Here is a 22,960-nt window from a genome sequence, read left to right on the forward strand (position 1 = left end):
CTGCAGTCCTGCCTGCCGGGGATGCTGTCACAGGGTGCGGTCAGCCCCTGGGGGCTGAATCGCGGGCAGTGCCCGGGACCTGAGTCTGGGCAGTGCCCTGGGCCGGGGCGTCCACCCGGGCCTCTGCCGCCGGGGTGTTGCCGGCCAGGACCCGGTGGCGCCGGATGAAGGGGAACTGCTGGCGTGCCCGGCGGGGCAGCGCGTAAACCAGGATGGCCACGATGGTGAACACGATCGCCTTGTCCATGGGGTCGGAAATCAGCGCCTGCTTGGTGATGGCGGCGAGGAGGGTATCGCCCATGGCCCGGAAGGCACTGACGATGGCGCCCGTGGCAACACCCGAGGTTCCGCCGAAGACGAAGGCGGCTACCGGCGCGGAAACAACGCCCGCGATAATCCCGGTGACGAAGCCGGCTACCGGCGCCAGGTAGAAACGGCGGAACAGGCCGTAGCGCGCTGCCAATCCTGCCAGGCAACCGATCAGCGCGGCGCCCGCGGCGAACGGCAGCACCGTGGGGTTGAAGAAGGACCAGACGATGCTGCTGAGCGCACCGGTGGCGGCGCCGGCTGCCGGTCCTGCCAGCACGGCGATCAGCACCGTGCCAATGGCGTCGAGGTAGAAGGGCACCAGGGTGCTGCCGACAAACTGGCCCAGCACGATGTTCAGGACCAACGCCACCGGGATCAGCACCAGAGTGGATGCCGGCAGGGTGGGCAGGACGGCGACGATCAGTAGGACGGCCCCCGCCAGGAAGCCGGTGAGGGCAATCAGGGCTGACGCGCTGCCCGGGCCACCGGTGATGTCGGCGGGCTGGTTGAGCACCAGGTAGATGTAGGTTGCGGCGATGGCCAGGGCGCCGAGGATCTCCAGCAACCGGCGCCTGGCCGGGATGCGTTCCTGTGACGGGAGCGTCAAAGAGGGCGATGACATGGGGAATGTTCCTTTGGGGTGCAGGCAGGAGCCCGGCAGTGCCGGGCCGGAGTGTGGCTGCCTATGTCACCTCGGCAGCAGCCGGCGGCAACTGCGCCGGGCCGGTCCGGAGCCCATTCTACCGGCCATTTCGCGGTGCGGGACCTGCTATCCCACGCGGCGTGCAAGGTTCCCGACGGCGGACACCAGCTCCCGGAATGCCTGCCGGGGGTTGTTTCCGGACACGACCCGGGCGTTGGGGGGCGCGCCCCAGAGTCCGCGGAAGTCGGCCACGGTTGTTCCCATGAGGAGCGGGGAGTCGGTTTCGACGTCCACGGTGGCGGGCCGGGCGGCGTACTCGAGCGTGCCGGCGGCCACTCCGGCGGCGAAAAAGTCGTGGACGTGGGCCAGGTACCCCTGGTCGTAGTGCCGGTGGAATTCGAAGTAGAAGCGGAGGGCGTCCGACAGGTGCCTGACCAGCGTGTTGTCGGAGGTGCTGCGCCGGCCCTCGGGGTCCTCGGGGAGCACCAGTTCCGGGACGGTGGCCCCGGCGGCCTCGGCAAGCGCCCGGACGTGGGCAGGGTGCAGTTCCATGCGCTCCGTGGTGTCCAGCGAGCAGACGATGGGCAGTTTCTCCTCCGGCCGTCCCCGGTAGGCTGCGTAGACCTCCTTGGCGGCGTGCGGATCCACGTGCGTGTTCCATTCGGCCGTGGGCGTGGTGTTGCCCTGGTGGTAGAAGGCACCGCCCATGATCACCACCTTGGCCAGGAGGTCGGGAAGCTCCGGTTCCTTCCGCAGCGCCAGGGCAAAGTTGGTCAGCGGGGCCGTGATAAGCGCGGTGAGCTCCCCCGGGCGGGCCCTGGCGTGCTCGATCCAGAGGTCCACCGCGTCCCGCGGGCTGAGCTGGCCGGACGGTTCAGGCAGGACCGCGTAGCCGATGCCCTGGGGTCCGTGGGTTTCCGGTGTGGTGAGCAGCGGAATGGACAACGGCTTGCGGGCACCGACTGCCACCTGCACTCCAGGCCGGCCGCACAGTTCCAGCAGCGCTTGGGTGTTGCGGGCCACCTGGTCCGCGTCCACGTTCCCCGGTGTGGCCGTCACCGCCACGAACTCGGTCTCCGGGAGGGCGGCAAGGTAGGCAAGCGCCAGGGCATCGTCGATGCCGGTATCGACGTCCAGCAGGTAGGCGGGCACGGCTGCCTAGAAGAGTGCCACCTTGGGCACTGCGGGGAAGATCCCGTCCAGTTCGGCAAGGTCTTCGGGCGTGGGGGCCCAGTTGGCCGCTTCCGCATTCTGCCTGACCTGCTCCGGCCTGGTGGCGCCGGCGATGACGCTGGCCACCGAAGGCTGGGCGGCGAGCCAGGAAAACGCCACCTCGATCTCCGTCAGGCCGCGTTCCTTGGCGAAGGCGCTGAAGCTGCCCAACTGGTCCCAGTCGGCGTCGTTCACCAGGTTGGTGCGGGTGTGGCTGAGGCGGGACCCCTCGGGTGCGTGGCCCGGGGCGTACTTGCCGGTGAGCAGCCCGTTGGCGAGCGGGAAGTACGGCAGCACGCCCAGGCCGAACTCCTCGGCGGCCGGGGTCACTTCGAGTTCGGCACGCCGGTCCAGGAGGTTGTAGTGGTTCTGCGAGGAGATGAACCGCTCCGTGCCCAGTTCGCGGGCCACGTACTCCGCCTGTGCGATCTGCCAGCCGGACCGGTTGGAGTGCCCGATGTAGCGGACCTTGCCGCTGCGGACCAGGGTGTCCAGCGCTGCCAGGGTCTCATCGATGGGGGTCAGCGGGTCCGGGGTGTGGAACTGGTACAGGTCGATCCAATCGGTGCCCAGCCGGCGCAACGAGGCTTCCACCGCCTGCATGATGTACCGCCGGGAGCCGCGGGCACCGAAGTCCGGACCGTTGGCGCCCTGGGCGTCCATCCCGAACTTGGTGGCCAGGACCACGTCGCCACGCCGGCCGCCGAGGGCCTTGCCGAGCATGGTCTCGCTGAGGCCCGGTTCCCGGCCGTAGGTGTCTGCGACGTCGAACAGGGTGATGCCGGCGTCGATCGCGGCATGGACGACGGCGTCAGTTGCGTCCTGGGACTCGGTGGCGGTATTCGCCCGGCCCAGGTTGTTGCAGCCGAGTCCCACGGTGGAGACGGTGAGGCCTGATTTTCCGAGGCGGCGGTAACTGGTCAAGGCTGTCTCCTAAAGGCTGAAGCTGCCGGCGGGCTTGGCTGAGTGCTTGAGTTTGAAATTGTCCGGGTCTTTGTAGGGCGCGGCGCCGATACTGAGCTTGGTGAAGTCCAGGTCCTCGCCGCGGATACAGACCTTGATGGCGTTGACCGCCTTGTTCACATCCGGGCACAGGCAGAAGATGTTGAGCTTGAAGTCGGTGAACCCGGAGCGTTCCACCGTGCCCAGGCCGCGCCACGCCAGGTGGCTGATCAGCGCGTCCTTGGCCTTTTGCTCCAGGTAGCGGTCCCGTTCCGTGCCCTCCCTGGTCTTGAGGGCGAACTGGGCCACTACCCAGAACTGCTCGTCACTGGGGATCTCGGCGTAGCCATCCTCCGCGCACTGTGCCGCAAAGGCGTCCAGGAGTCCGTCGGCAGCAGCGGCATCGGGGACGTCGGTCTCCTCAGTCTTGCTCTGGTGCCCCACGGCACCAAAGTTCATCACGAACTGGGAGTAGTCCTCGTCGAACCAGGCTTCCCTGAACTGGAGGGCGCCTTCGTCGTCGCGCTTGTAGACCCTGATAATGCCGCTCATGTGTTGCGTCCTTTGGTAAACCAGTCGACGTCGGTGCCGTCGAAGGGCGCCTGCTGCGCCTTTACTGCGTGGTAGAGATCGTCCGCGGCGGCCTGGATGTCCTGGATCAGCCGCTCCGGGTAGTGCATGGACACGCTGTGCTCCGCGAATTCATCCTGGTCGTCGATGAAGACGCCGCGGCCTGCTGTGCGGATGACGTCCAGGTCCATGTCGATCACATGGAATTCGGTCACCGCGGGCCGGATGTGCGTCCACTCGTGGCCGACCGCGAGGTCGATGTAAACGCGCACGCCGCCGGGGTGGGCAGAGTCGTAGAACGTGGCTACCCAGTCACCCTGGCGCGGCACCAGCAGCACCGCGTCCGAGCGCGTGTAGAAGGCGGCACCGGGGCGGGAACAGAACTCGTTGGTGCCCTGGAAGATCCACCAACCGTGCTGGTCTTCGCCGATGTACCGCCCGGGCACCACCCAGTGGGCCTTGCCATTCCACTTGCGGTTGCGGGAAACCACCAACTGGCCCGGCTCCAGTCCGTTGGGGACGCGTGTGGTGGTGGTGTGCAGTACCGGTCCGGATTCCCCGGCAGGCCCGGGGTACTTCAGTTCATCCTCGTCCCTCACAGGATCGGAAGGCTGCCGGTGGTGGGGTGCTGCTGCCCGGGCAAGGGCCGCGCAAACGGAACCTTCGTGCCCAGGACCTGGGCCACGACGTCGTGCGTGATCTGTTGGGCGGTAAGCCCAACGCGCTCCAGCACCTGGTTCCTGGTGCCGTGCTCCAGGAACTCAACGGGCAGGCCCACCTCGTTCAGTGCGGTGTCCACTCCTGCCGCGCGCATTTCCTGCCGGATGCGCGAGCCCACGCCGCCGGCGCGGACGCCGTCCTCGATGCAGATCACCAGGCGGTGGTGCGATGCCAGGGCAATGATGGACCGGCGGACCGGAAGAACCCAGCGCGGGTCCACCACGGTGGTGCTGATGCCCTGTGCACCGAGCCGGTTGGAAACGTCAAGGGCCAGTTCGGACATGGCGCCGACGCTGACGATCAGTACGTCGTTTTCGGTGGAGCCGGAGGGGCGGCGGGCAAGGACGTCCACGCCATCGCTCAGCCGTTCCAATGCCTCCACTGCCGGGCCGACCGATCCCTTGGAGAACCGGACCACTGTGGGGGCGTCGCTGATGGCCACGGCCTCGCGGAGTTCCTCGCGAAGCCGGGTGGCGTCACGGGGTGCCGCCAGGTGCAGGCCGGGAACGATCTGCACCATGGCCATGTCCCACATGCCGTGGTGGCTGGCCCCATCCGGGCCGGTGACCCCGGCGCGGTCCAGGACGATGGTGACGCCGGCTTTGTGGAGGGCGACGTCCATGAGCAGCTGGTCGAAGGCACGGTTCAGGAACGTGGCGTAGACGGCCACCACGGGGTGCAGCCCGCCGAAGGCCATACCCGCGGCGGCGGTGAGCGCGTGCTGTTCGGCGATGCCGACGTCGATGACCCGCTTGGGGTGTTTGGCCGCGAACTTATGCAGGCCTACCGGGATCAGCATGGCTCCGGTGACACCGACGATGTCGTCGCGTTCGTCGGCGATGGCGGCGATCTCGTCCGCGAACACTGATGTCCAGGACTGTGCGCCGCCCGTGCCGGTGGGCTCGCCCGTCTCGGGATCGATGATGCCAACCGCGTGGAACTGGTCGGCTTCATGGGCGCGGGCCGGAGCGTAACCGTGGCCTTTTTCGGTCATGGCATGGACAATGACGGGGCCGCCATAATTCTTGGCCGTGGAAAGTGCATTCTCCATGGCCTGCAGGTTGTGGCCGTCCACCGGGCCGATGTACTTCATCCCGAGGTCCTCGAACATGCCCTGCGGTGCCCACCAGTCCTTAATGCCCTTTTTCATGGCATGCAGGCTCTTGTAAGTGAACTGGCCCACGGGCCCGCCGTTCTGCAGCCTCTTCTTCCACCAGTCCAGGGCGCCCTCGTAGGCAGGGGCGGCGCGGAAGGAGTCGATGGTGGGGCGCAGCGAGGCAAGGTAGTCGGCAAATCCGCCCACGGTGGGTGCATAGGAGCGGCCATTGTCGTTGACCACGATCACCACGCGGCGCTTCTTATCAGCGGCGATGTTGTTGATGGCCTCCCAGGCCATGCCGCCGGTGAGGGCGCCGTCACCTACGATGGCCACGACGTGCCGGTCGCCTTCGCCGGTGAGCTGGCGTGCGCGGGAGATCCCGTCGGCCCAGGACAGGGACGACGACGCGTGCGAGCTTTCCACGATGTCGTGTTCGGATTCGGCCCGGGCCGGGTAGCCGGAGAGGCCGCCTTCCTGGCGGAGCGTGCTGAAGTCCTGGCGTCCGGTGAGGAGCTTGTGGACGTAGGACTGGTGGCCCGTGTCGAAGACGATGCTGTCACGGGGAGATTCGAAAATGCGGTGCACGGCCAGCGTCAGTTCCACGACGCCGAGGTTGGGCCCGAGGTGGCCGCCCGTCTGGGAGACGTTAGTGATCAGGAATTCCCTGATCTCCGAAGCCAGCTGTTCCAGCTGTTCCTCGGTCAACTCGTTCAGGTCCTGCGGATTCCGGATGGTGTCCAAGATTCCCAATGACCCCTCCTTCGGATGGTAGACGTGCCGTTTAACTCTAACGCCTCGGTTCGCAGCGCCGGACGTGGCTCAAAAGCCGAAGCCCCGGCTGGTCGGTGACCGGCCGGGGCTTCGGGGAGGATGCTGCCTGCTGGCAGGGCCCCGCTAGTTGGCGGAGATCTGGCGCAGCACGTACTGCAGGATGCCGCCGTTGCGGTAGTAGTCCGCTTCACCCGGGGTATCGATGCGCAGGACGGCGTCGAACGTCTTGGCTGAGCCGTCCTCTGCGGTGGCGGTGACCTTCAGGGTCTTGGGCGTGGTGCCCTCGTTCAGGGCGGTGACGCCCTCAACCGAGAAGGTTTCCGTGCCGGTGAGGCCCAGGCTGGCAGCGTTCTCGCCGGCCGGGTACTGCAGCGGCAGGACGCCCATGCCGATGAGGTTGGAGCGGTGGATACGCTCGTAGCTCTCGGCGATGACGGCCTTGACGCCCAGCAGCGCGGTGCCCTTGGCGGCCCAGTCGCGGGACGAACCGGAACCGTACTCCTTGCCTGCCAGGACCACCAGCGGGGTGCCGGCTGCCTGGTAGTTCTGGGCGGCGTCGTAGACGTAGGCCTGCGGGCCGTCTGCCTGCGTGAAGTCGCGGGTGAAGCCGCCTTCAACGCCGTCCAGGAGCTGGTTCTTGATGCGGATGTTCGCGAACGTGCCGCGGATCATCACTTCGTGGTTGCCACGGCGCGAGCCGTACGAGTTGAAGTCCTTGCGCTCCACGCCGTTGGCCAGCAGGTACTGGCCGGCAGGGGTGTCCGACTTAAACGAACCGGCCGGGGAGATGTGGTCGGTGGTGACGGAGTCGCCGAGCTTCAGGAGCACGCGGGCGCCGCTGATGTCCTGGACGGGTTCCGGCTTCGCCTGCATGCCCTCGAAGTACGGGGGCTTCCGGACGTAGGTGGACTTCTCGTCCCAGGCGAACGTGTCGCCTGCGGGGGTGTCCAGTGCCTTCCAGCGGTCGTCGCCCTCGAAGACGCCCTCGTAGCCCTTGGCGAACATGTCCTTGTCGATCGAGGAATCGATGACCTGCTGCACCTCAACCGGGTTGGGCCAGATGTCCTTCAGGAAGACGTCGTTGCCGGCTTCATCCTTGCCCAGGGGGTCGGATTCGAAGTCGAAGTCCATGGATCCGGCCAGGGCGTAGGCGATGACCAGCGGCGGGGACGCCAGGTAGTTCATCTTGACGTCCGGGTTGATGCGGCCTTCGAAGTTGCGGTTGCCCGACAGGACGGCGCTGACGGCGAGGTCGTTGGCCTGGATGGCCTCGGAGATCTCTGCCTCCAGCGGACCGGAGTTGCCGATGCAGGTGGCGCAGCCGTAACCCACGATGTAGAAGCCGAGCTTCTCCAGGTAGGGGGTCAGGCCGGACTTTTCGTAGTAGTCCGTGACAACCTTCGAACCGGGGGCAACGGAGGTCTTGACCCACGGCTTGGCCGTGAGGCCCTTTTCGACGGCGTTGCGGGCCAGGACCGCGGCGGCCAGCATGACCGAGGGGTTGGACGTGTTGGTGCAGGACGTGATGGACGCGATGGTGACCGCGCCGTGGTCCAGCTCGAATTCGCGCCCGTCGGCCATCTTCACGGGAACCGGGCTGGAAATCCGTCCGGCGCCGCCGTGCGCTGCCGAGTACTTCGGCGGTTCGCGGTCGGTGTCCGAGACGTGGGTTGCGCCGGTGGTGAAGGACGGGGCGTCGGAGGCCGGGAAGGTCTCTTCGAGGGACTCGTCCAAAGTGCCCGCGTTGGCATCGTGCTGCACGTAGTTCTTGAGGTCGTGGCGGAACTCGTCCTTGGCCTCGGTCAGTTCAATGCGGTCCTGCGGGCGCTTGGGGCCGGCGATGGACGGAACAACCGTGGACAGATCCAGTTCCAGGTACTCGGAGAACTTGATGTCGCGGGAAGGATCGTGCCACAGGCCCTGTTCCTTGGAGTAGGCCTCCACCAGGGCGACGTTCTGCTCCGAGCGGCCGGTGAGGCGCAGGTAGTCCAGGGTGACGTCGTCGATGGGGAACATCGCGGCGGTGGAACCGAACTCGGGGCTCATGTTGCCGATGGTGGCGCGGTTTGCCAGCGGCACCTCGGCCACGCCTTCGCCGTAGAACTCGACGAACTTGCCCACAACGCCGTGCTTGCGGAGCATTTCGGTGATGGTCAGCACGACGTCCGTGGCGGTGGCGCCGGCGGGGATGCTGCCGCTGAGCTTGAAGCCGACAACCCGCGGGATCAGCATGGAGACGGGCTGGCCCAGCATGGCCGCCTCGGCTTCGATGCCGCCAACGCCCCAGCCCAGGACGCCCAGGCCGTTGACCATGGTGGTGTGCGAGTCGGTGCCCACGCAGGTATCAGGGTATGCGCGGAGCACACCGTCCACCTCGCGGGTCATGACGGTGCGGGCCAGGTATTCGATGTTGACCTGGTGCACGATGCCGGTTCCCGGAGGAACCACCTTGAAGTCGTCGAACGCAGTCTGGCCCCAGCGCAGGAACTGGTAACGCTCACCGTTGCGCTGGTACTCGATCTCCATGTTGCGCTCCAGCGCGCCGGAGTTGCCGAAGGCATCGATCTGCACGGAGTGGTCGATCACCATCTCGGCCGGTGCCAGCGGGTTGACCCGCTTGGGGTCACCGCCGAGGTCCTTGACCGCTTCACGCATGGTGGCAAGGTCGACCACGCAGGGAACGCCGGTGAAGTCCTGCATGATCACGCGCGCCGGCGTGAACTGGATTTCTGTATCGGGCTCCGCATTGGGATCCCAGCCTGCCAAAGCGCGAACGTGATCGGCAGTGATGTTCGCGCCGTCCTCGGTCCTCAACAGGTTTTCAAGCAATACCTTGAGGCTGAACGGAAGGTTTTCTGCACCTTCAACGGAGTTCAGCCGGAAAATCTCGTATTCGGTTCCGGCAACATTAAGTTTGCCTTTTGAACCGAAACTGTCCACAGTGCTCATCGCAGGACTCCTCTCGCAACAGTTTCATCTTTGTCGCGCGGTTGACCGCCTGCTAGTTAGGACGCCCTAAGTAGTTCCAGGGCCCGAAAATTGCACACGGCCGGCCGAGAATTCGGGCGCGACGTGGGACTACTACCGCCATCGTAGTCCAAAACCCCGGACGCATCACCGACCCGGAGTCAGCAGTGCCACCGTCTCAAGGTGGTGGGTATGGGGGTAGAGATCGAAGGCGCGCAGGCCTGTGAGTTGCCAGCCTGAGCGGCGGAAGTAACCGAGGTCACGGGCAAACGACGCCGGGTCGCAGGACACGTAGGCAATGGCCCGGGGCTGCGATTCGACCAGTTGGCCAACAACGGCTTTCCCGGCACCTGCCCGGGGCGGGTCGAGGACCAGGGCGTCGAAACTCCGCGGCTTTTGGCGCAGGACCCGCTCCACCCGGCCCTGGACCACCTCCACCTGCGCAGCGGAGTGAAGGTTCTTCCGGGCGTCGCGGCTGGTTCCGGGCGCCCCTTCCACGGAGAGCACGGATCCCGTCTCCCCTACTGCATCGGCCAGGACGGCGGTAAAGAGCCCGGCACCGGCATAGAGGTCCGCAACCACCGCGCCGGGATGGAGGAAGTCCCCTTGCCCCAGGAATTCAGTGACAGCCCCCACAAGGGTCCCGGGCGCGTCGCGGTGGATCTGCCAGAAGCCCTCGCCGGTCACGCGGTACTCGTGCCCGACGGCGGATTCCTGCACCCAGGTGCGTCCCCGGAGCTGGCTCACCTGCCCGGTGAGCGGATCAAAGCCAGCGACGGACGCCTCCCCCGGCACGTCGGCAGCGATGGCGCGCAACCGTTTTTCCTTGGTTCCGGGAGCCGGGGCCAGGAGTACCAGGGGGCGGGAGCCGTTGGCAGGCGCGGCCACCTCAACCCGCTCCACCCCCTGCAGGTCCAGGTCCCACAGGTGCAGGGCGTTGATCGCCTCGCTGGCCAGGGGCATTTCCCGCACCGGGATGATGTGGTCGGAACGGTGGGCGTGCATTCCCAGCCTGCCGGCGGGCGTGACCGAGAAGCTGGCGCGCGTGCGCCACCAAAGGCCGGTGCCGTCGTCGTTCTTCTCCCCCACTGCTTCCACGCTGCCGGTCCACGCGGACGGCGTCTGTTCGAAGCCGGCCAGCCGGGTGAGCTGCTCGGCCAGCACGTCCGCCTTCAGGCTCCGCTGCCGGGCCAGGCTCATGTGGCCGAACTCGGCGCCGCCAACCGGCGGGTGGCCGTGGCTCCAGGCGCGCAGGGAATCCGCCGGGCGCCAGAAGTGCTCCACCCGGTCCGGCGAGGCCTCAAGCACCTCGATGACATCCGCCCGCCAGAACTTGGCGCTGTCCCCCGCGTCGGTCAGGCGGACGCGGACCTTCTCGCCCGGAATGGCATGGCGGACAAAGACCACGCGGCCCTCATGGCGCGCCACGCAGTGCCCGCCGTGGGCCACGGGACCAACGTCGAGCACCGCCTCCCCGCCGGTGTGGCCGGCGTCAAGGGTTTGGGGCTGGGTGGCGCTGGGGGTCCTGCTGGTCACTGCACGTCCTGGAGGTTCTTTGCTTCTTCGGATGATTTGAGCTGCCACGGAACGCTGGCCACCATGACCCCGGGCTCGAAGTGGAGGCGGGTCTTGATGCGCAGTGCCGTCTGGTTGTGCACCAACTGCTCCCACCATTTGCCCACCACGTATTCGGGGATGTACACCACGATGAGGTCCCGCGGGGAGTCCAGGCGCATCTGCTTGACGTAGTCCATGATGGGCGTGACCGTTTCCCGGTAGGGGCTGGCGAGGACGGTCAGCGGGACCGGGATTTCGAGCTTGTCCCAGTCGGCAATGGTGTGCGCTGTTTCCTCCGGGTCGATGTCCACCGTGATGGCGTCAAGCCGCGACGGACGGGAGGCGCGGGCGTAGGCCAGGGCCCGCAGGACCGGCTTGCGCACGTGCGAGACAAGCAGGACCGCGTGCACCCGTGTCGGCAGTGCCCGCGGGGAGGAATCCTCGTCCACCGCGAGTTCCTTCGCCACGTTGTCGTAGTGCGCCCGGATGCTCCACATGATCAGGAACAGGATGAACATTGCCAGCAGGGCGATCCAGGCGCCCTGCTCGAACTTGGTGATGAGGACGATCACCAGCACCAGGCCGGTCATGCCGAAACCGATGGTGTTGATGGTGCGGGACTTCATCATCCGGCGCCGCACGGCCTTGTCCTTGGCGAGTTTCAGTTCCCGCCCCCAGTGCCGGATCATGCCCAGCTGGCTCAGGGTAAAGGAAATGAACACCCCCACGATGTAGAGCTGGATGAGCTTGGTCACGTCGGCGTCGAACGAAATGATCAGCACCAGGGCGCCGGCGGCGAGGGCCAGCACACCGTTGCTGAACGCGAGGCGGTCGCCGCGGGTGCGGAGCTGGCGTGGCAGGTAGCCGTCCTGGGCCAGGATGGAGCCCAGCACCGGGAAGCCGTTGAAGGCGGTGTTGGACGCGAACACCAGGATGACGCCGGTGGCGGCAACCACGATGTAGAACGGGATGCTGCCGGCGCCGAAGATGGTCTGCGCGATCTGGGAGATGGCCGGGTTCTGGACGTAGCCCTCCGGCAGCGGTTTCCCGTCCAGAAGGAATTCCTTGGCGGGGTCCAGAACGATGTGGACCTTGGTGGCGTTGGCCAGGTAGATGATGCCGGCCAGCATGGCGGCGCCGATCACGCCCAGGAGCAGCAGCGTGGTGGCCGCGTTCTTGCTCTTGGGGTGCCGGAAGTTGGGAACGCCGTTGCTGATCGCTTCCACGCCCGTGAGCGCCGCAGCGCCTGAGGAAAAGGCCCGCAGCAGCAGGAAGGCACCGGCCAGGCCCACCAGGCCCTGGTCGAAGCCCTCCGCCGGAACGATGGTGAACGCGGCCGACGGCGCCTGCCCCAGCTGCCCGGTGGCGGCCTGGAACATGCCCACCGCGGTCATGCCAAGGATGGACGCCATGAAGATATAGGTAGGGACGGCGAAGACGCTGCCCGCTTCCTTGATGCCGCGCAGGTTCACCAGGGCAAGGATGACGACGCCGATGGTGGCTATGACGGCCTGCTCACCGTGCAGCGACGGCACAGCCGTGGTGAGGTAGGCGGCGGCCGAGGACATGGATACGGCCACCGTCAGGACGTAGTCCACCAGGAGGGCCGACGCCACCGTCAGCCCCGCGTACTTGCCCAGGTTTTCATTTGCGATCTCGTAATCGCCGCCGCCCGAGGGGTATGCGTGCACATTCTGACGGTAGGACGCCACCACCGTGAGCAGCACCACCATGACGGCCAGGCCCACCAGCGGCGAGATGGCCACGGCGCTGACACCGGCCAGGGCCAGGGTCAGCAGGATCTCATCCGGAGCGTACGCCACGGAGGACAGTGCGTCGGATGCGAAGATCGGGAGTGCGATCTTCTTCGGGAGCAGGGTATGGGACAGGCGGTCATTCCTGAAGGGACGGCCCACCAGCACGCGTTTGACGGCGTTCAGTATTGTCAACACCCCACAAAGCTAGTCTGATTCGGGAGCGATGTCATGACGGGGCCCGGCCGGGCCGAACCAGGACCGTGCCGGTAGAGTTCTAGCTGCACGATCCTGACATACATAAAGAGGAGATACGGTGGCGCATTTCGTGATCATGGGATGTGGCCGGGTGGGGGCAACGCTGGCGCACACGCTGGAGGATGCCGGGCATTCCGTGGCCATCATCGACCAGGACGACCGCGCCTTCCGCCGGCTCCGCCAGGGCTTCACCGGCCGGAAGGTCACCGGGGTGGGCTTTGACCGTGAAACCCTCAAGCAGGCAGGAGTAGGCGAGGCCTACGCCTTCGCTGCCGTTTCCAGCGGTGACAACTCCAATATCCTGGCGACGCGGGTTGCCCGCGAAACCTTCCACGTGCCGCACGTCGTCGCGCGCATCTACGATCCCGGACGCGCCGAGATCTACCAGCGCCTGGGCATCCCCACGGTGGCCGCCGTCCGCTGGAGCGCGGACCAGGTGCTGCGGCGCATCCTTCCCGAGCAGCACCTGGCGGGCGACTTCCGTGAACCGTCCGGACGCCTGGTCCTGGCCGAGCTGGACCTCGACGCCGGGTGGATTGGGCACCGGATCAGCAGCATCGAAAAGGCCGCCGATGTCCGCGTTGCCTACCTCACCCGCTTCGGCGAGGGCATCCTTCCCGATGCCGGGACCGCCTACCAGGACGGCGACACGGTGCACGCCATGCTGCAGGTGGACCGCAGCGCCCAGATCGCCCAGGTCCTCGCCAAAGCCCCCGCCAAGGAGTACCAGTGAAAGTTGTTATCGTCGGCGCAGGCAGCGTCGGGTCATCCATCGCCCGGGAACTGCTGGCGCACAAGCACGAGATCCTGCTGATCGACCTCAAGCCCGAGGTGATCGGCCGCAGCGGCCTGCGGGGTGCCCATTGGCTGGTAGGCGATGCCTGCGAGCTTTCCACCCTCCAAGGCGCCAAGGTGGAGGACGCCGATGTGGTGGTTTCCGCGACGGGCGATGACAAGGTCAACCTGGTGGTGTCCCTGCTGGCGAAAACGGAGTTCGGCGTTGGCCGTACCGTGGGCCGGGTGAACAACCCGAAGAACGACTGGATGTTCAACGACTCCTGGGGCGTGGACGTCGCCGTCAACACTCCGCAGCTCATGACCGCCCTGGTGGAGGAGGCCGTGGAGATTGGCGACTTGGTCCGGCTCCTGACCCTGCAGACCGGAGTGGCGTCGCTGGTGGAATTCACCGTCCCGCATGACTCGCACGTGATCGGCATGACCGTGGGAGACATCCATTGGCCCGCGGACGCCACCCTGGTGGCCATCCTTCGGGACCAGGCCCCCATCACCCCCAGCCGGGACGACGTCATCGACGGCGGCGATGAGCTCTTCTTCGTCACCACCATCGCCGCTGAGGACGGCCTCCGGGAACTGCTCTCCTCCGCGCCCGGCAGCATCGACGCCGGCCACCAGCCGGCGGGCAGCAGCACACCCGCCGGCGCCGGCCACGGGCCTGCCACGGACGACGACGGCTTCGACGGTTAGGCTTCCGGTGCCGCCTTGGGCGTCGGGAGGCTTGGCGTCAGGCAGCTAAAGCGTCCGGCATCCGGTACGCCCTGAGGTGCCGGCTTGCTTGGGGCGTCAGGCCGCCTGGCCGGCCTCGGTTTCGGTTTCGGCCGGAGCCGGCCGGGTCACGAGCCAGGCCACCCAGATCCCGAGGATGTACAGGGGTGCGCCCATAATCAACCGTGTGGTGGCGAGGGCGGCCAGGCCGTCAGTGCCCATGAGGTACAGGGGCACCTGCACGATGAGCCGGAGGGCCAGGACGGCGACGATGATCCAGGTGCCCAGGCGGTAGGCCTTGACCCGGTCCGGCTCCTTGCGCCATTCCACGCCCTCATTCCGGATGAAGCCGAAGAGCAGCCCGGCCACAGGCCACTTGACGGCGATCGAGATGACCATCGCCAAAATGTAGGCGGCATTGGTAAAGAAGCCGGGGAGGTAGAAGTCTTCCGCTTTACCGGTGGTGTTGGCCAGCCAGGCCGAAATGCCGACGCCTGCCACGCCCGCCAGGGCCTGGGTGAGGGGCCGGCGCTGCACCAGGCGGACCACGGTGAACACGGCCGCCGACGCCAGGGCCGCCACCAGTGACAACGGCAGCTCGCGGGTGACGGTGAAGGCCACCAGGAAAACCAGGCCGGGAACAATGCTTTCGGCAATGCCCTGCACTCCCCCCGCGCTGCGCAAAACGTCCACGCGGCCGTCGTGGGTACGGTGGAGGCCCGCTTTGGCTGCATACTCTGCGGCGAGGCCGGCAACCGGGGACTGTCCTGCGGCCTGCGGCCTACCCTCCTCCGGCCCGCCGGCACGGCGTGAAGTGCCGGATGGCTGGTCGGGCTGGTGCTCGGTCATTCGTTCTCCTGGCGGGACAGTATCTCGTAACGGGGATTGAAGATGGTGGGCATGTCCTTGCCGCGGGCCAGCATTCCCTCCACGCGGATCTCGGCGCCGGCTTGGATGCCCGGCACACGCCGCCGGCCCAGCCAGACAACGCGGAGCCTTGGGGGCCTGCCCCGGCCCGACGCTGTTGCGGGACGGTCGGCGTCGTCCTCAGTGACGATGGCGCTGTACTCAGGGGTGCGGTCGGCCGGGACGAAGGTCACCGATTCGATGTGCCCCTGGCACAGGACACGTCCCCTGTCGGGAAGCTGCCCCAACGGTGTGATGCCGCCAAGGCCCGTCCCTGCCTCGTCGAGGTTGGGCTCAGCCGATCTGGGTGATTTCCGGACCACGTTCGGGCTCCTCCAGGGTGGGCGCGGCGGGCGGAGGAGTGGCGGAGGCGTCCTTGGGCAGCCGCAGCTGCAAAAGATCACGCGGCGGCATGGGGCTGTCACCGCGGACCACCACAACCTGCCGGAACAGGGCCTCAAGCGCTTCCGCAGCGGGACGTTCCAGTGCCGCGGGTCCGCCCAGGACGCCGCGCAGGAACCAGCGGGGGCCGTCGACACCGATGAAGCGGGCCACGCGATAGCCCTGGCTGCCGTCCGGGAGCCCGGCGGGCAGCTTGGCCACCAGCTCGGTGCCGAAGGCGCCTTCAACCTCTTCAACCTGGCCGCCCTGGGCGCCTACGGACTGGCCGATCTGTTCGCGGATCTCGTCCCAGAGCGTCTCTGTCTTGGGGGCGGCGAAAGCCTGCAGCTGAAGGCTGGAGCCGTTCAGGTCAAGGGTCACTGCCACCACCCGCTGTGTTGCCTCTTCCACTTCGAGCCGGAGCTGGAGGCCCTCGCTCGGCGTGATCAGCAGGGCTCCCAGGTCCACGAAACCGTCGGTGCTGGTGATTTCGGACTCGTCGAACGGGCCATGCTGGCGGCGGGCGTCCGGGGCGGGGGCGTCTTCGCCAGCCTCCGCGAGCGTGAGCTCATCCACCGGCTCCGCCGGTTCGTCCTTCTTCGTTTTCCTGCCAAACCCAAAGACCATGGGTGACTCCTTAATTCTTCAAATGTGCCAGTTCTGAAACCTGCCGGCCGGTCCCTTGGAGGTCCCGCCGTCGTACATGCTGGCGTGGCAGCGGATGCAGCCGGGGTCAGGCTCCGGGGACGGTAAACCCGCCTGTGGATCCAAAGCCTCCGGTGCCGCGGACGGATCCGCTTAATTCACTGACAGGAATGAACTGGGCATGCTCCACCCGCTGGATGACCATTTGGGCAATTCTATCGCCGCGCCGGAGCTCTATCGGCTGGGTCGAATCGGTGTTGAGCAGGGTTACCGAAATCTCGCCACGGTAGCCTGCGTCCACGGTGCCGGGAGCGTTGACGATCGTGAGGCCGTGCTTGGTGGCCAGGCCGGACCGGGGGTGGATCAGCGCCACGAACCCGTCAGGCAGTGCAATGGCCACGCCGGTGGGAACCAGCTTGCGCTCCCCCGGCAACAGGACCACGTCTTCGCGGGCGCGGAGGTCGGCGCCGGCGTCGCCCGGATGCGCGTAAGACGGCGCTTCCAGCTCCGGATCCAGCATCTTCAACTGCACCTGCAGGGTGGGGGCGGCAGCATTGGGCGATGCTGCGTCCGGGACAAGGTCTACCGTTGCGGGATGATCAGTCACAGTCACTCACTCTAACCCGCGCTCCCAAATCGAGCCTAGGCAGCCCTTGACCGTGCGGCTGGGCCCCGGCTGTCCAGGGCGGCCGGGGCCAGGGCTGGCCCAAGGTGAAATACCCAGCCAAAGGTGGAAAGCTTGAGCTATGCCCGAATCGAGCCCGCACGCATCCGTCCCCAGCACGCCCTCAGCCGGGGCACCTGTTGTCTACAGGGAAAAACTGTGGCCCAACGCCTGGATCTGGATCATCGCAGCCGGCGTCTCGGCGGCGGGCATCCTGGTCTTCGCCCCCATCAGCATGGCGGCTGGTTACACCGCAGCGCTGGTGCTCTTCGCGATCATCGCAGTCCTCCTGGTTGTCTCAACCCCCGCCATCACGGTGACCGGGGACGCGCTCACCGTCGGCAGGGCCACCATCGAGCGCCGGTTTGTGGGCGGCGTGCAGCAGTTCACTGCCGGTGAGGCGACGGCGGAGCGCGGCACCCGGCTGAACGGTCTCGCCTACCTGTGCATCCGCGGCTGGATTGATCCCGTGGTGAAGATCGAGATCACGGATCCGGCGGACCGGACCCCGTACTGGCTCGCCTCCACCCGCCATCCGGACCAGCTGACAGCGGCCCTGGCCCAGCGGTGACGCCCGCGGGGTCCCGGCACCGGGCCCTTCACCCCCATTCGCTTGCCCTTTAACCCAGAGGATCCAGCGGAAAATCACGGCGCGCCCTGCTCCTTGAGCCAAATCCGCGCCCCCGGGTGGCAGAGTTTCGGTTGATAGTAATGCCAGGGTGGAGGATTTGTATGCAGGATCTACGGCTTGTAGGCGTGCACGACGACGGGACACATCTCCTGTTGAGCGGGGCCGGCGGCGAGATGTTCCAGCTGCCGATCGATGAGGCACTCAGGACAGCCAGCCGGTCTACGGCAAAACCGCGGGTGGAGCGGGCTGCCGTTCCCATGTCCCCCAGGGACATCCAGGCCCGCATCCGTGCCGGTGCCACCGCTGCGGACGTCGCGGAGTTGTCCGGGATGCCGCTGGCCAAGGTGGAGCGCTACGAAGGCCCCGTCCTCGCCGAGCGCGAGTATGTTGCCCAGCAGGCGCGGAAAGTTGAAGTCGCGGCCCCCTCCCCCGGCCATGACATTTACCGGTCCGCGTTCGGCGACAATCCGGCAACTCTTGATGACATGGTGGCCCACCGGCTGTCGGCGCATGGCGTCGACCCCGCAACCGTGGAATGGGATTCCTGGCGGCGCCAGGACGGTACATGGACTGTCTCGGCAAGCTTCGAGGCCAAGGCCGGCGGGACATCCGGAATCGGCGAGGAACCTCCGGCGCTTTGGACGTTCAACCCGGCCCGGAAGTCGTTGCAGAACACCAACCGCTGGGCGCAGCAACTGAGTGAACTCGAGCCGCTGGATGGCCCTGTTCCCGCCCGCCGGCTCACTGCGGTTTCGGACCGCCCCTTCGATTTCGAGACTGACGCGGATACGTCCAAGGCTTCTCCCGGCGGCCAGGCCGGCCCTGCCCAGGATGCCGGCAAGGAATCCGATGGCCTCCTGGACATGCTCAGGTCACGGCGCGGGCAGCGGCTGGGTGTGGACGAGGATTCCGATGACGCACTGGCGCTGCTCCTCACCCACGGTGTGCCTGCCGCCCATCCCCGCCCTTCAGAGGTGGCTGCCGAACCTGAGGCACAGGAACCAGAGCCACAGGATGACCACCAGGACGCGCCCGCCGCCCAGGGTGATTCCTTCATCCGGCGCAGGGATACCAGGCCGTCGATGCTTTCGAGGCTCAGCCTTCTTCCGCCGCATCGCGACGGCCAGGACGACGGCCTGCGGCTACACGACGGCGTCAGCACGGATACCAGGGAAATCACCATTGCGGCGTCCCCACAGAAACCCTCCGGTTCCGAGCCGGGGACAAGCTCCGGCGGCGCCGGGCTTGATGAGCTGCTGGGCAGCAATCCCCGCCGCTCCGCCAAGCAGGACGATGCGTCACCTGCCACCGGTCAGCTGCCCGAAACCGAAGCACCGGAACGGCCTGCCCGCCCGAAGCGGTCCAGCGTGCCGTCCTGGGATGAAATCGTCTTCGGCACCCGGAGCGACTAAGGGCTTTTCTTCCCTCCGTACGGGTCGTCCCGCCTGCACTGCATGCTAATATCCCGGCACGCCATCAGGTCAGAAGCTGTAACTATGGAGGTTTCCCGTGCCGGATACTACCTGCCACATGTCCATGTCCCTGGACGGCTTCGTCGCCGGTCCTGACCAGAGCCGCGAAAACCCCTTGGGCAAGCGCGGGCTGGAACTGCATGGCTGGCATATCGGCGACCCCCGGGCCAACGATGCCGACAGGACTGCCACCGAATGGCTGATGCGCCCACGTGGAGCGTACATAATGGGCCGGAATATGTATGGTCCTATCCGCGGCGAGTGGGATGCTGACTGGACCGGCTGGTGGGGGCCAGAACCGCCGTACCACGCTCCCGTGTTCGTGCTGACGCATTATGCACACGACCCCATCCAGATGGAGGGCGGGACAACTTTCTACTTTGTCACCGATGGCTTCGATGCTGCGTACGCGGCAGCACTCGATGCCGCCGACGGCAAAGGGGTGGATATCGCGGGCGGAGCCGCCACCGTCCGGCAGGCGTTGAAAGCAGGGGTGATCGATGAACTCACTCTGGATATCGCGCCTGTTCTGCTCGGTTCCGGTGAGCGGATGTTCGAGGGGAATGGGTCCTTCGGCTTCGAACCCGTCGAGGTGCTGCATTCCCCACTCGCCACCCACATCCGCTACCGCCGTATCAGCTGACGTCGCCCATACCAAGGTACGCGAAGACGGTTAGGCATGGGCGCGCAGGAACTGCGCCAGGGCATCCTCCCATGGAGACCCATTCTGCCGAACGATGTCCACACTGCCCGCCACCAATCCTTGTGGCCAGTGGGTGGGTTCCCAGTCCTGGTGTTCGCTTTGATAGTGGCGGCCCGCTGGTGAGAGCCAGCCGGGTGGTTCGTTCTTTGTGGCAGGGGTGGGTTTCCAGCCGGTGGCGTGTCGGAGTTTGTGGTGTTTGGGGCAGGGCTGTCCCAGGTTCGATATCCCGGTGGGGCCGCCGTTGGCCCAGGCCAGGATGTGGTCGGCGTCGTTGTCCAGGGAGGTGTTGCTGCACCCCGGGAACGGGCACTTGCCGTCCCGCATCCGCAACCAGGCCCGCATCGCCCCGGTCACCCGGTAGCTCTTCCGCCCGATCTCCAGTGGTGCACCGTCCCGCGGATCCACAAATACCCGGTAGAACGACCCCGCTCCGTTCGCGACCAGGTCCCGGGCCATCGATGGTGGGATCGGCCCGTACCCGTCCAGCATCGCCGGCTCATCGGTCAACCCCATCAGGGAGAACACCGGAACCGTGACCAGAACCTGCGCCCGAATCGGCGAAGACAACTGTTCTGCCCCGGCGGCGGCACCTTCACCGCCAACACCAACGACGTCACCGGCCCCATCGCTGGCACCGACACGTGCACCGGCCCCGTCGCTGCCGCTAACAGTCCGCCCGTCACCGCCATCAGCATCAGCATCAGACCCACGCCGAACGCTGGTGCCACCCCCTAGGGCGGTGCCGCCACTGCCACTGTCGAGGACCGCCTCGGCGAACGTGTCGGCCCGCAACTGGGCCATGGTGCGGGACTCCTGGGGGCCTTGGAGTGACCGGGACATTGCGGTGAGCCGGTTCCACCCGGCCAACGCCTGAGCCGCGGGCAGACACGCGGACAGCCACGCCATCCCGTCCTGCTCCGGCCGGAACTCCACCCGCCGCTCCGCCACCCCCTTGGCATGGCGCTTCTCAATGCTCTCCGCATGGTGGCGTTCCCGCCACGTCCTGGCCTTGGCCCGAAACCGGTGCGCCGGCATCTCACCGGCAGGGCACCCCCGCGCAGCATCCGGGGCCGCAGGGTCCAGGAAATGCGCCTCCAACGCAGCCGCCCCCGCAGCATCAAGGCTGGCCGCCTCATCCGCCATCACCACCGCATGCTGCCACGACAGGGACCCGGCCTGCAGGCCCTCAAAGGTTCGCGGCAACCACGAAACAACGGCGTGCGAAGTAGCCAGGAACGATGACGCAGCCCGCGGCCCCAACGCCAACACACACCCAATTTCCGCCGCGACCGCCATCTCCTGCGCCTGCACCGGCACACCCGGCCCGGCAACAACAGAGGCGCTCTCCGCGTACGTCACCGCAGCCTTCGCCTTCAAACCAGCGAAGCCGGCCTCAACCTCCCGGGCACCAGCCAGAACGTCCAGGCACCCATCAGCCGAACCAGCCAACGGATCAGCCACCGAAAACGCCTCAGAACCACACCCGCCAACCTCAGCAGTCAGCACAGCAAGGGCAGCCCGGATGTCCGCATAAGCCTTAACCACCGCCGCTTTCCCCATAAACCAATCATGACAAGGGGGTACGACAATCACACTGAACGAGAAGCTGGCCCCCATCACGGGGCGGTTCACTCCTGCGGTTACGAGCTAGACCTATGGCAGCCAAATTAATTGACAACGACACGCACGAAGCGTGCGCGGGTGTCGCCCACGTTTGCATAGGCGTACTGCTGGGACGTCGGGAAGGCTAGGTGGTCGCCTGTATCGAGGTCGGTGGGCCCGTCTTCTTGTTCAACCCGAATGGATCCTTCGGAGACGAAGATCATTTCAGACCAACCCAGCGGATCAGGCTCCGCGTCGTAGCGGTCGCCTGGTTCCAGGGTCCAGGCCCACAGCTGGGCATCTTTGGTAGCGGGAACGGATGCCAGCAGCACCGCGATGCTGCCCTGCTGGTTTCCTCGCCATGCAACTTCGCTGATGTTTGCATGTTGCGCGGCCGGTGCTGCGACGAGATCGACGAAGGTGACGCCCAGCGCGTCAGCGAGATGATCGAGACCTGTAAGGCTGATATTCGCCTCACCAGCCTCGAGCTTGACGACTGTACGTCGACTGACGCCGGCGCGATCAGCCAAGGCGACTTGGCTGAGTTGTGCCGCCGCCCGAAACCGCCGTACGTTCGCACTGACGTGGTCCAGGACCCCGGCTGCTTCCTCATTTTGCATGTGCACTATTTTGCACCATAAGGTGAGCATTATGTTGCACACTGGCATGCGGATCCCGTTCTCCCGGCAGGAACTTGCCCTCGTCCTCATCACCGCCGTATGGGGGGCGACGTTCCTGATCGTCCACGTCGCCGTCCAGTACAGCGGACCGTGGTTCTTCGTGGGCATGCGGTTTTTGACCGCAGGCCTCATCAGCGCCGTCATTTTCGCGCGTGTCCTTCGTGGCATGACCGTGAAGGAGATTGCGGCAGGCGCAGCAATCGGGGTCATGATCTTCCTGGGCTACGGGCTTCAAACCGTTGGTCTTCAAACGATCGACAGCAGCACATCCGCGTTCATTACGGCTCTCTACGTTCCGCTTGTACCGGTCCTGCAGTGGATGGTGTTCAGGAAGCCACCAAAACTTCCCACCTGGGTCGGGGCCGGGCTGGCTTTCGTCGGTCTCGTACTGCTTGCCGACCCAGCGAGTGTCGGCTTCACCTTCAGCTCCGGGGAGATCGCGACGATAGCCAGCACCCTTCCGATCGCAGCAGAGATCATCCTCATCGGTTGGTTTGCGGGCAAAGTGCACCTCGGCCGGGTAACCGTGGTGCAGTTGCTCGTCGCGGGATCACTGGGCTTCGTGGCCGTGCCGATGGCCGGAGAGGAATTACCTGCTTTTTCATGGGTGTGGGCGGGAGCGGCGGCCGCCTTGGGGGTTTTGAGCTGCGTCATCCAGCTCACCATGAACTGGGCCCAGCGCTCAGTTTCGCCGACAAACGCAACGATTATCTACGCCGGAGAGCCTGTTTGGGCTGCGATCATCGGCCGGATGGCGGGCGACCGGCTTCCTCCCATCGCGGTTGCCGGTGCCGCACTCATTGTGGTCGGCGCGCTCGTCAGCGAGCTCAAACTGCGCACCCGCAAGGACGCCGCTGTATCATCCGAGCCACCACTGGCTGCCGACGGTTCAGCCTCCCTTATGCACCAACCCGATCAATCGGGCTAGCTCAAGCCCGGAGCCCTGGACTGCCATTTCGGCAAGAGAGGTG

At 66.4% G+C, this 22,960-nt stretch carries 21 protein-coding genes; 6 read left to right on the top strand and 15 right to left on the bottom strand.

The features are described from left to right. Positions 1-40: 40 nt before the first annotated feature. The 9 genes from FBY30_RS18945 to FBY30_RS18985 all read right to left on the bottom strand — a co-directional run bounded on the left by FBY30_RS18945 (position 41) and on the right by FBY30_RS18985 (position 12,742). Entirely contained in the window at positions 41-931 is an 891-nt protein-coding gene (locus FBY30_RS18945; RefSeq protein ID WP_142134204.1) for an ECF transporter S component, read from the bottom strand. 147 nt (positions 932-1,078) lie between these two features. Beyond that, a complete protein-coding gene (locus tag FBY30_RS18950; RefSeq protein ID WP_142134206.1) occupies positions 1,079-2,104 on the bottom strand; it encodes a nucleoside hydrolase in 1,026 nt (341 codons plus the stop codon). Between the two features lie 6 nt (positions 2,105-2,110). Beyond that, a complete protein-coding gene (locus FBY30_RS18955) occupies positions 2,111-3,088 on the bottom strand; it encodes an aldo/keto reductase (RefSeq protein ID WP_142134208.1) in 978 nt (325 codons plus the stop codon). Positions 3,089-3,097: 9 nt separating this feature from the next. Further along, positions 3,098-3,658 carry a hypothetical protein gene (locus tag FBY30_RS18960; RefSeq protein WP_142134210.1) on the bottom strand — a complete coding sequence of 187 codons (561 nt, stop codon included), beginning with the start codon at positions 3,656-3,658 and terminating at the stop codon, positions 3,098-3,100. Beyond that, positions 3,655-4,275, bottom strand: a complete 621-nt coding sequence (locus FBY30_RS18965) for a DUF402 domain-containing protein (RefSeq protein ID WP_200830725.1) — start codon at positions 4,273-4,275, stop codon at positions 3,655-3,657. The genes FBY30_RS18960 and FBY30_RS18965 overlap by 4 nt, the downstream gene beginning before the upstream one ends. Next, positions 4,272-6,245, bottom strand: coding sequence for a 1-deoxy-D-xylulose-5-phosphate synthase (dxs, locus tag FBY30_RS18970; protein ID WP_142134211.1), 1,974 nt, complete (start codon positions 6,243-6,245; stop codon positions 4,272-4,274). The genes FBY30_RS18965 and dxs overlap by 4 nt, the downstream gene beginning before the upstream one ends. Before the next feature lie 144 nt (positions 6,246-6,389). Next, positions 6,390-9,215, bottom strand: a complete 2,826-nt coding sequence (locus FBY30_RS18975) for an aconitate hydratase (RefSeq protein ID WP_142134213.1) — start codon at positions 9,213-9,215, stop codon at positions 6,390-6,392. Between the two features lie 165 nt (positions 9,216-9,380). Further along, positions 9,381-10,769 carry a class I SAM-dependent RNA methyltransferase gene (locus tag FBY30_RS18980; RefSeq protein ID WP_142134215.1) on the bottom strand — a complete coding sequence of 463 codons (1,389 nt, stop codon included), beginning with the start codon at positions 10,767-10,769 and terminating at the stop codon, positions 9,381-9,383. Beyond that, entirely contained in the window at positions 10,766-12,742 is a 1,977-nt protein-coding gene (locus FBY30_RS18985) for an APC family permease (RefSeq protein WP_142134217.1), read from the bottom strand. The genes FBY30_RS18980 and FBY30_RS18985 overlap by 4 nt, the downstream gene beginning before the upstream one ends. A gap of 118 nt (positions 12,743-12,860) precedes the next feature. Between FBY30_RS18985 and FBY30_RS18990 the strand changes: the two genes are divergently transcribed. Then, positions 12,861-13,535, top strand: a complete 675-nt coding sequence (locus tag FBY30_RS18990; RefSeq protein WP_142134218.1) for a potassium channel family protein — start codon at positions 12,861-12,863, stop codon at positions 13,533-13,535. Then, positions 13,532-14,287, top strand: a complete 756-nt coding sequence (locus FBY30_RS18995) for a potassium channel family protein (RefSeq protein WP_142134220.1) — start codon at positions 13,532-13,534, stop codon at positions 14,285-14,287. Before FBY30_RS18990 ends, FBY30_RS18995 begins: the two co-directional genes overlap by 4 nt. A gap of 96 nt (positions 14,288-14,383) precedes the next feature. On the opposite strand, the gene FBY30_RS19000 is transcribed toward FBY30_RS18995, so the two are convergent. From FBY30_RS19000 to dut, 4 genes are all read right to left on the bottom strand, one after another. Further along, the gene (locus FBY30_RS19000) at positions 14,384-15,154 is read right to left on the bottom strand and encodes a DUF3159 domain-containing protein (protein ID WP_142134223.1); all 771 of its coding nucleotides are present in this window, start codon (positions 15,152-15,154) and stop codon (positions 14,384-14,386) included. Beyond that, positions 15,151-15,459 carry an OB-fold nucleic acid binding domain-containing protein gene (locus FBY30_RS19005; protein WP_142135457.1) on the bottom strand — a complete coding sequence of 103 codons (309 nt, stop codon included), beginning with the start codon at positions 15,457-15,459 and terminating at the stop codon, positions 15,151-15,153. The genes FBY30_RS19000 and FBY30_RS19005 overlap by 4 nt, the downstream gene beginning before the upstream one ends. Positions 15,460-15,505: 46 nt before the next feature. After that, on the bottom strand, positions 15,506-16,219 hold the full coding sequence (locus FBY30_RS19010; protein WP_142134225.1) for a DUF3710 domain-containing protein: 714 nt from the start codon (positions 16,217-16,219) through the stop codon (positions 15,506-15,508). 106 nt (positions 16,220-16,325) lie between these two features. After that, positions 16,326-16,844 (bottom strand): dUTP diphosphatase, encoded by a 519-nt coding sequence (dut, locus tag FBY30_RS19015; RefSeq protein ID WP_142134227.1) that lies wholly within the window; start codon positions 16,842-16,844, stop codon positions 16,326-16,328. A 139-nt stretch (positions 16,845-16,983) separates the two neighbouring features. Between dut and FBY30_RS19020 the strand changes: the two genes are divergently transcribed. The 3 genes from FBY30_RS19020 to FBY30_RS19030 all read left to right on the top strand — a co-directional run bounded on the left by FBY30_RS19020 (position 16,984) and on the right by FBY30_RS19030 (position 19,647). Then, the gene (locus FBY30_RS19020) at positions 16,984-17,472 is read left to right on the top strand and encodes a DUF3093 domain-containing protein (protein WP_142134229.1); all 489 of its coding nucleotides are present in this window, start codon (positions 16,984-16,986) and stop codon (positions 17,470-17,472) included. Between the two features lie 161 nt (positions 17,473-17,633). Further along, positions 17,634-18,944, top strand: a complete 1,311-nt coding sequence (gene sepH / locus FBY30_RS19025) for a septation protein SepH (protein ID WP_142134231.1) — start codon at positions 17,634-17,636, stop codon at positions 18,942-18,944. Between the two features lie 97 nt (positions 18,945-19,041). Beyond that, the gene (locus tag FBY30_RS19030) at positions 19,042-19,647 is read left to right on the top strand and encodes a dihydrofolate reductase family protein (protein ID WP_142134233.1); all 606 of its coding nucleotides are present in this window, start codon (positions 19,042-19,044) and stop codon (positions 19,645-19,647) included. A 30-nt stretch (positions 19,648-19,677) separates the two neighbouring features. Here the strand turns inward: FBY30_RS19030 and FBY30_RS19035 are convergent, their stop codons facing one another. Continuing rightward, entirely contained in the window at positions 19,678-21,267 is a 1,590-nt protein-coding gene (locus tag FBY30_RS19035; protein ID WP_142134235.1) for an HNH endonuclease signature motif containing protein, read from the bottom strand. Between the two features lie 107 nt (positions 21,268-21,374). After that, positions 21,375-21,929, bottom strand: coding sequence for a helix-turn-helix domain-containing protein (locus FBY30_RS19040; RefSeq protein WP_142134237.1), 555 nt, complete (start codon positions 21,927-21,929; stop codon positions 21,375-21,377). A gap of 31 nt (positions 21,930-21,960) precedes the next feature. Between FBY30_RS19040 and FBY30_RS19045 the strand changes: the two genes are divergently transcribed. Next, the gene (locus FBY30_RS19045) at positions 21,961-22,917 is read left to right on the top strand and encodes a DMT family transporter (protein WP_142134239.1); all 957 of its coding nucleotides are present in this window, start codon (positions 21,961-21,963) and stop codon (positions 22,915-22,917) included. The last annotated feature ends 43 nt before the right edge of the window (positions 22,918-22,960 follow it).

The organism is Arthrobacter sp. SLBN-83 (assembly GCF_006715285.1).
GTDB lineage: Bacteria > Actinomycetota > Actinomycetes > Actinomycetales > Micrococcaceae > Arthrobacter.

What these genes read in the sequence shown, in the direction of transcription:
- FBY30_RS18945 (WP_142134204.1), bottom strand. Translation starts at nt 931, where the DNA reads ATGTCATCGCCCTCTTTGACGCTCCCGTCACAGGAACGCATCCCGGCC.
- FBY30_RS18960 (WP_142134210.1), bottom strand. Translation starts at nt 3,658, where the DNA reads ATGAGCGGCATTATCAGGGTCTACAAGCGCGACGACGAAGGCGCCCTC.
- FBY30_RS18975 (WP_142134213.1), bottom strand. Translation starts at nt 9,215, where the DNA reads ATGAGCACTGTGGACAGTTTCGGTTCAAAAGGCAAACTTAATGTTGCC.
- FBY30_RS19000 (WP_142134223.1), bottom strand. Translation starts at nt 15,154, where the DNA reads ATGACCGAGCACCAGCCCGACCAGCCATCCGGCACTTCACGCCGTGCC.
- FBY30_RS19010 (WP_142134225.1), bottom strand. Translation starts at nt 16,219, where the DNA reads ATGGTCTTTGGGTTTGGCAGGAAAACGAAGAAGGACGAACCGGCGGAG.
- FBY30_RS19020 (WP_142134229.1), top strand. Translation starts at nt 16,984, where the DNA reads ATGCCCGAATCGAGCCCGCACGCATCCGTCCCCAGCACGCCCTCAGCC.
- sepH (WP_142134231.1), top strand. Translation starts at nt 17,634, where the DNA reads ATGCAGGATCTACGGCTTGTAGGCGTGCACGACGACGGGACACATCTC.
- FBY30_RS19035 (WP_142134235.1), bottom strand. Translation starts at nt 21,267, where the DNA reads ATGGGGAAAGCGGCGGTGGTTAAGGCTTATGCGGACATCCGGGCTGCC.
- FBY30_RS19040 (WP_142134237.1), bottom strand. Translation starts at nt 21,929, where the DNA reads ATGCAAAATGAGGAAGCAGCCGGGGTCCTGGACCACGTCAGTGCGAAC.
- FBY30_RS19045 (WP_142134239.1), top strand. Translation starts at nt 21,961, where the DNA reads ATGTTGCACACTGGCATGCGGATCCCGTTCTCCCGGCAGGAACTTGCC.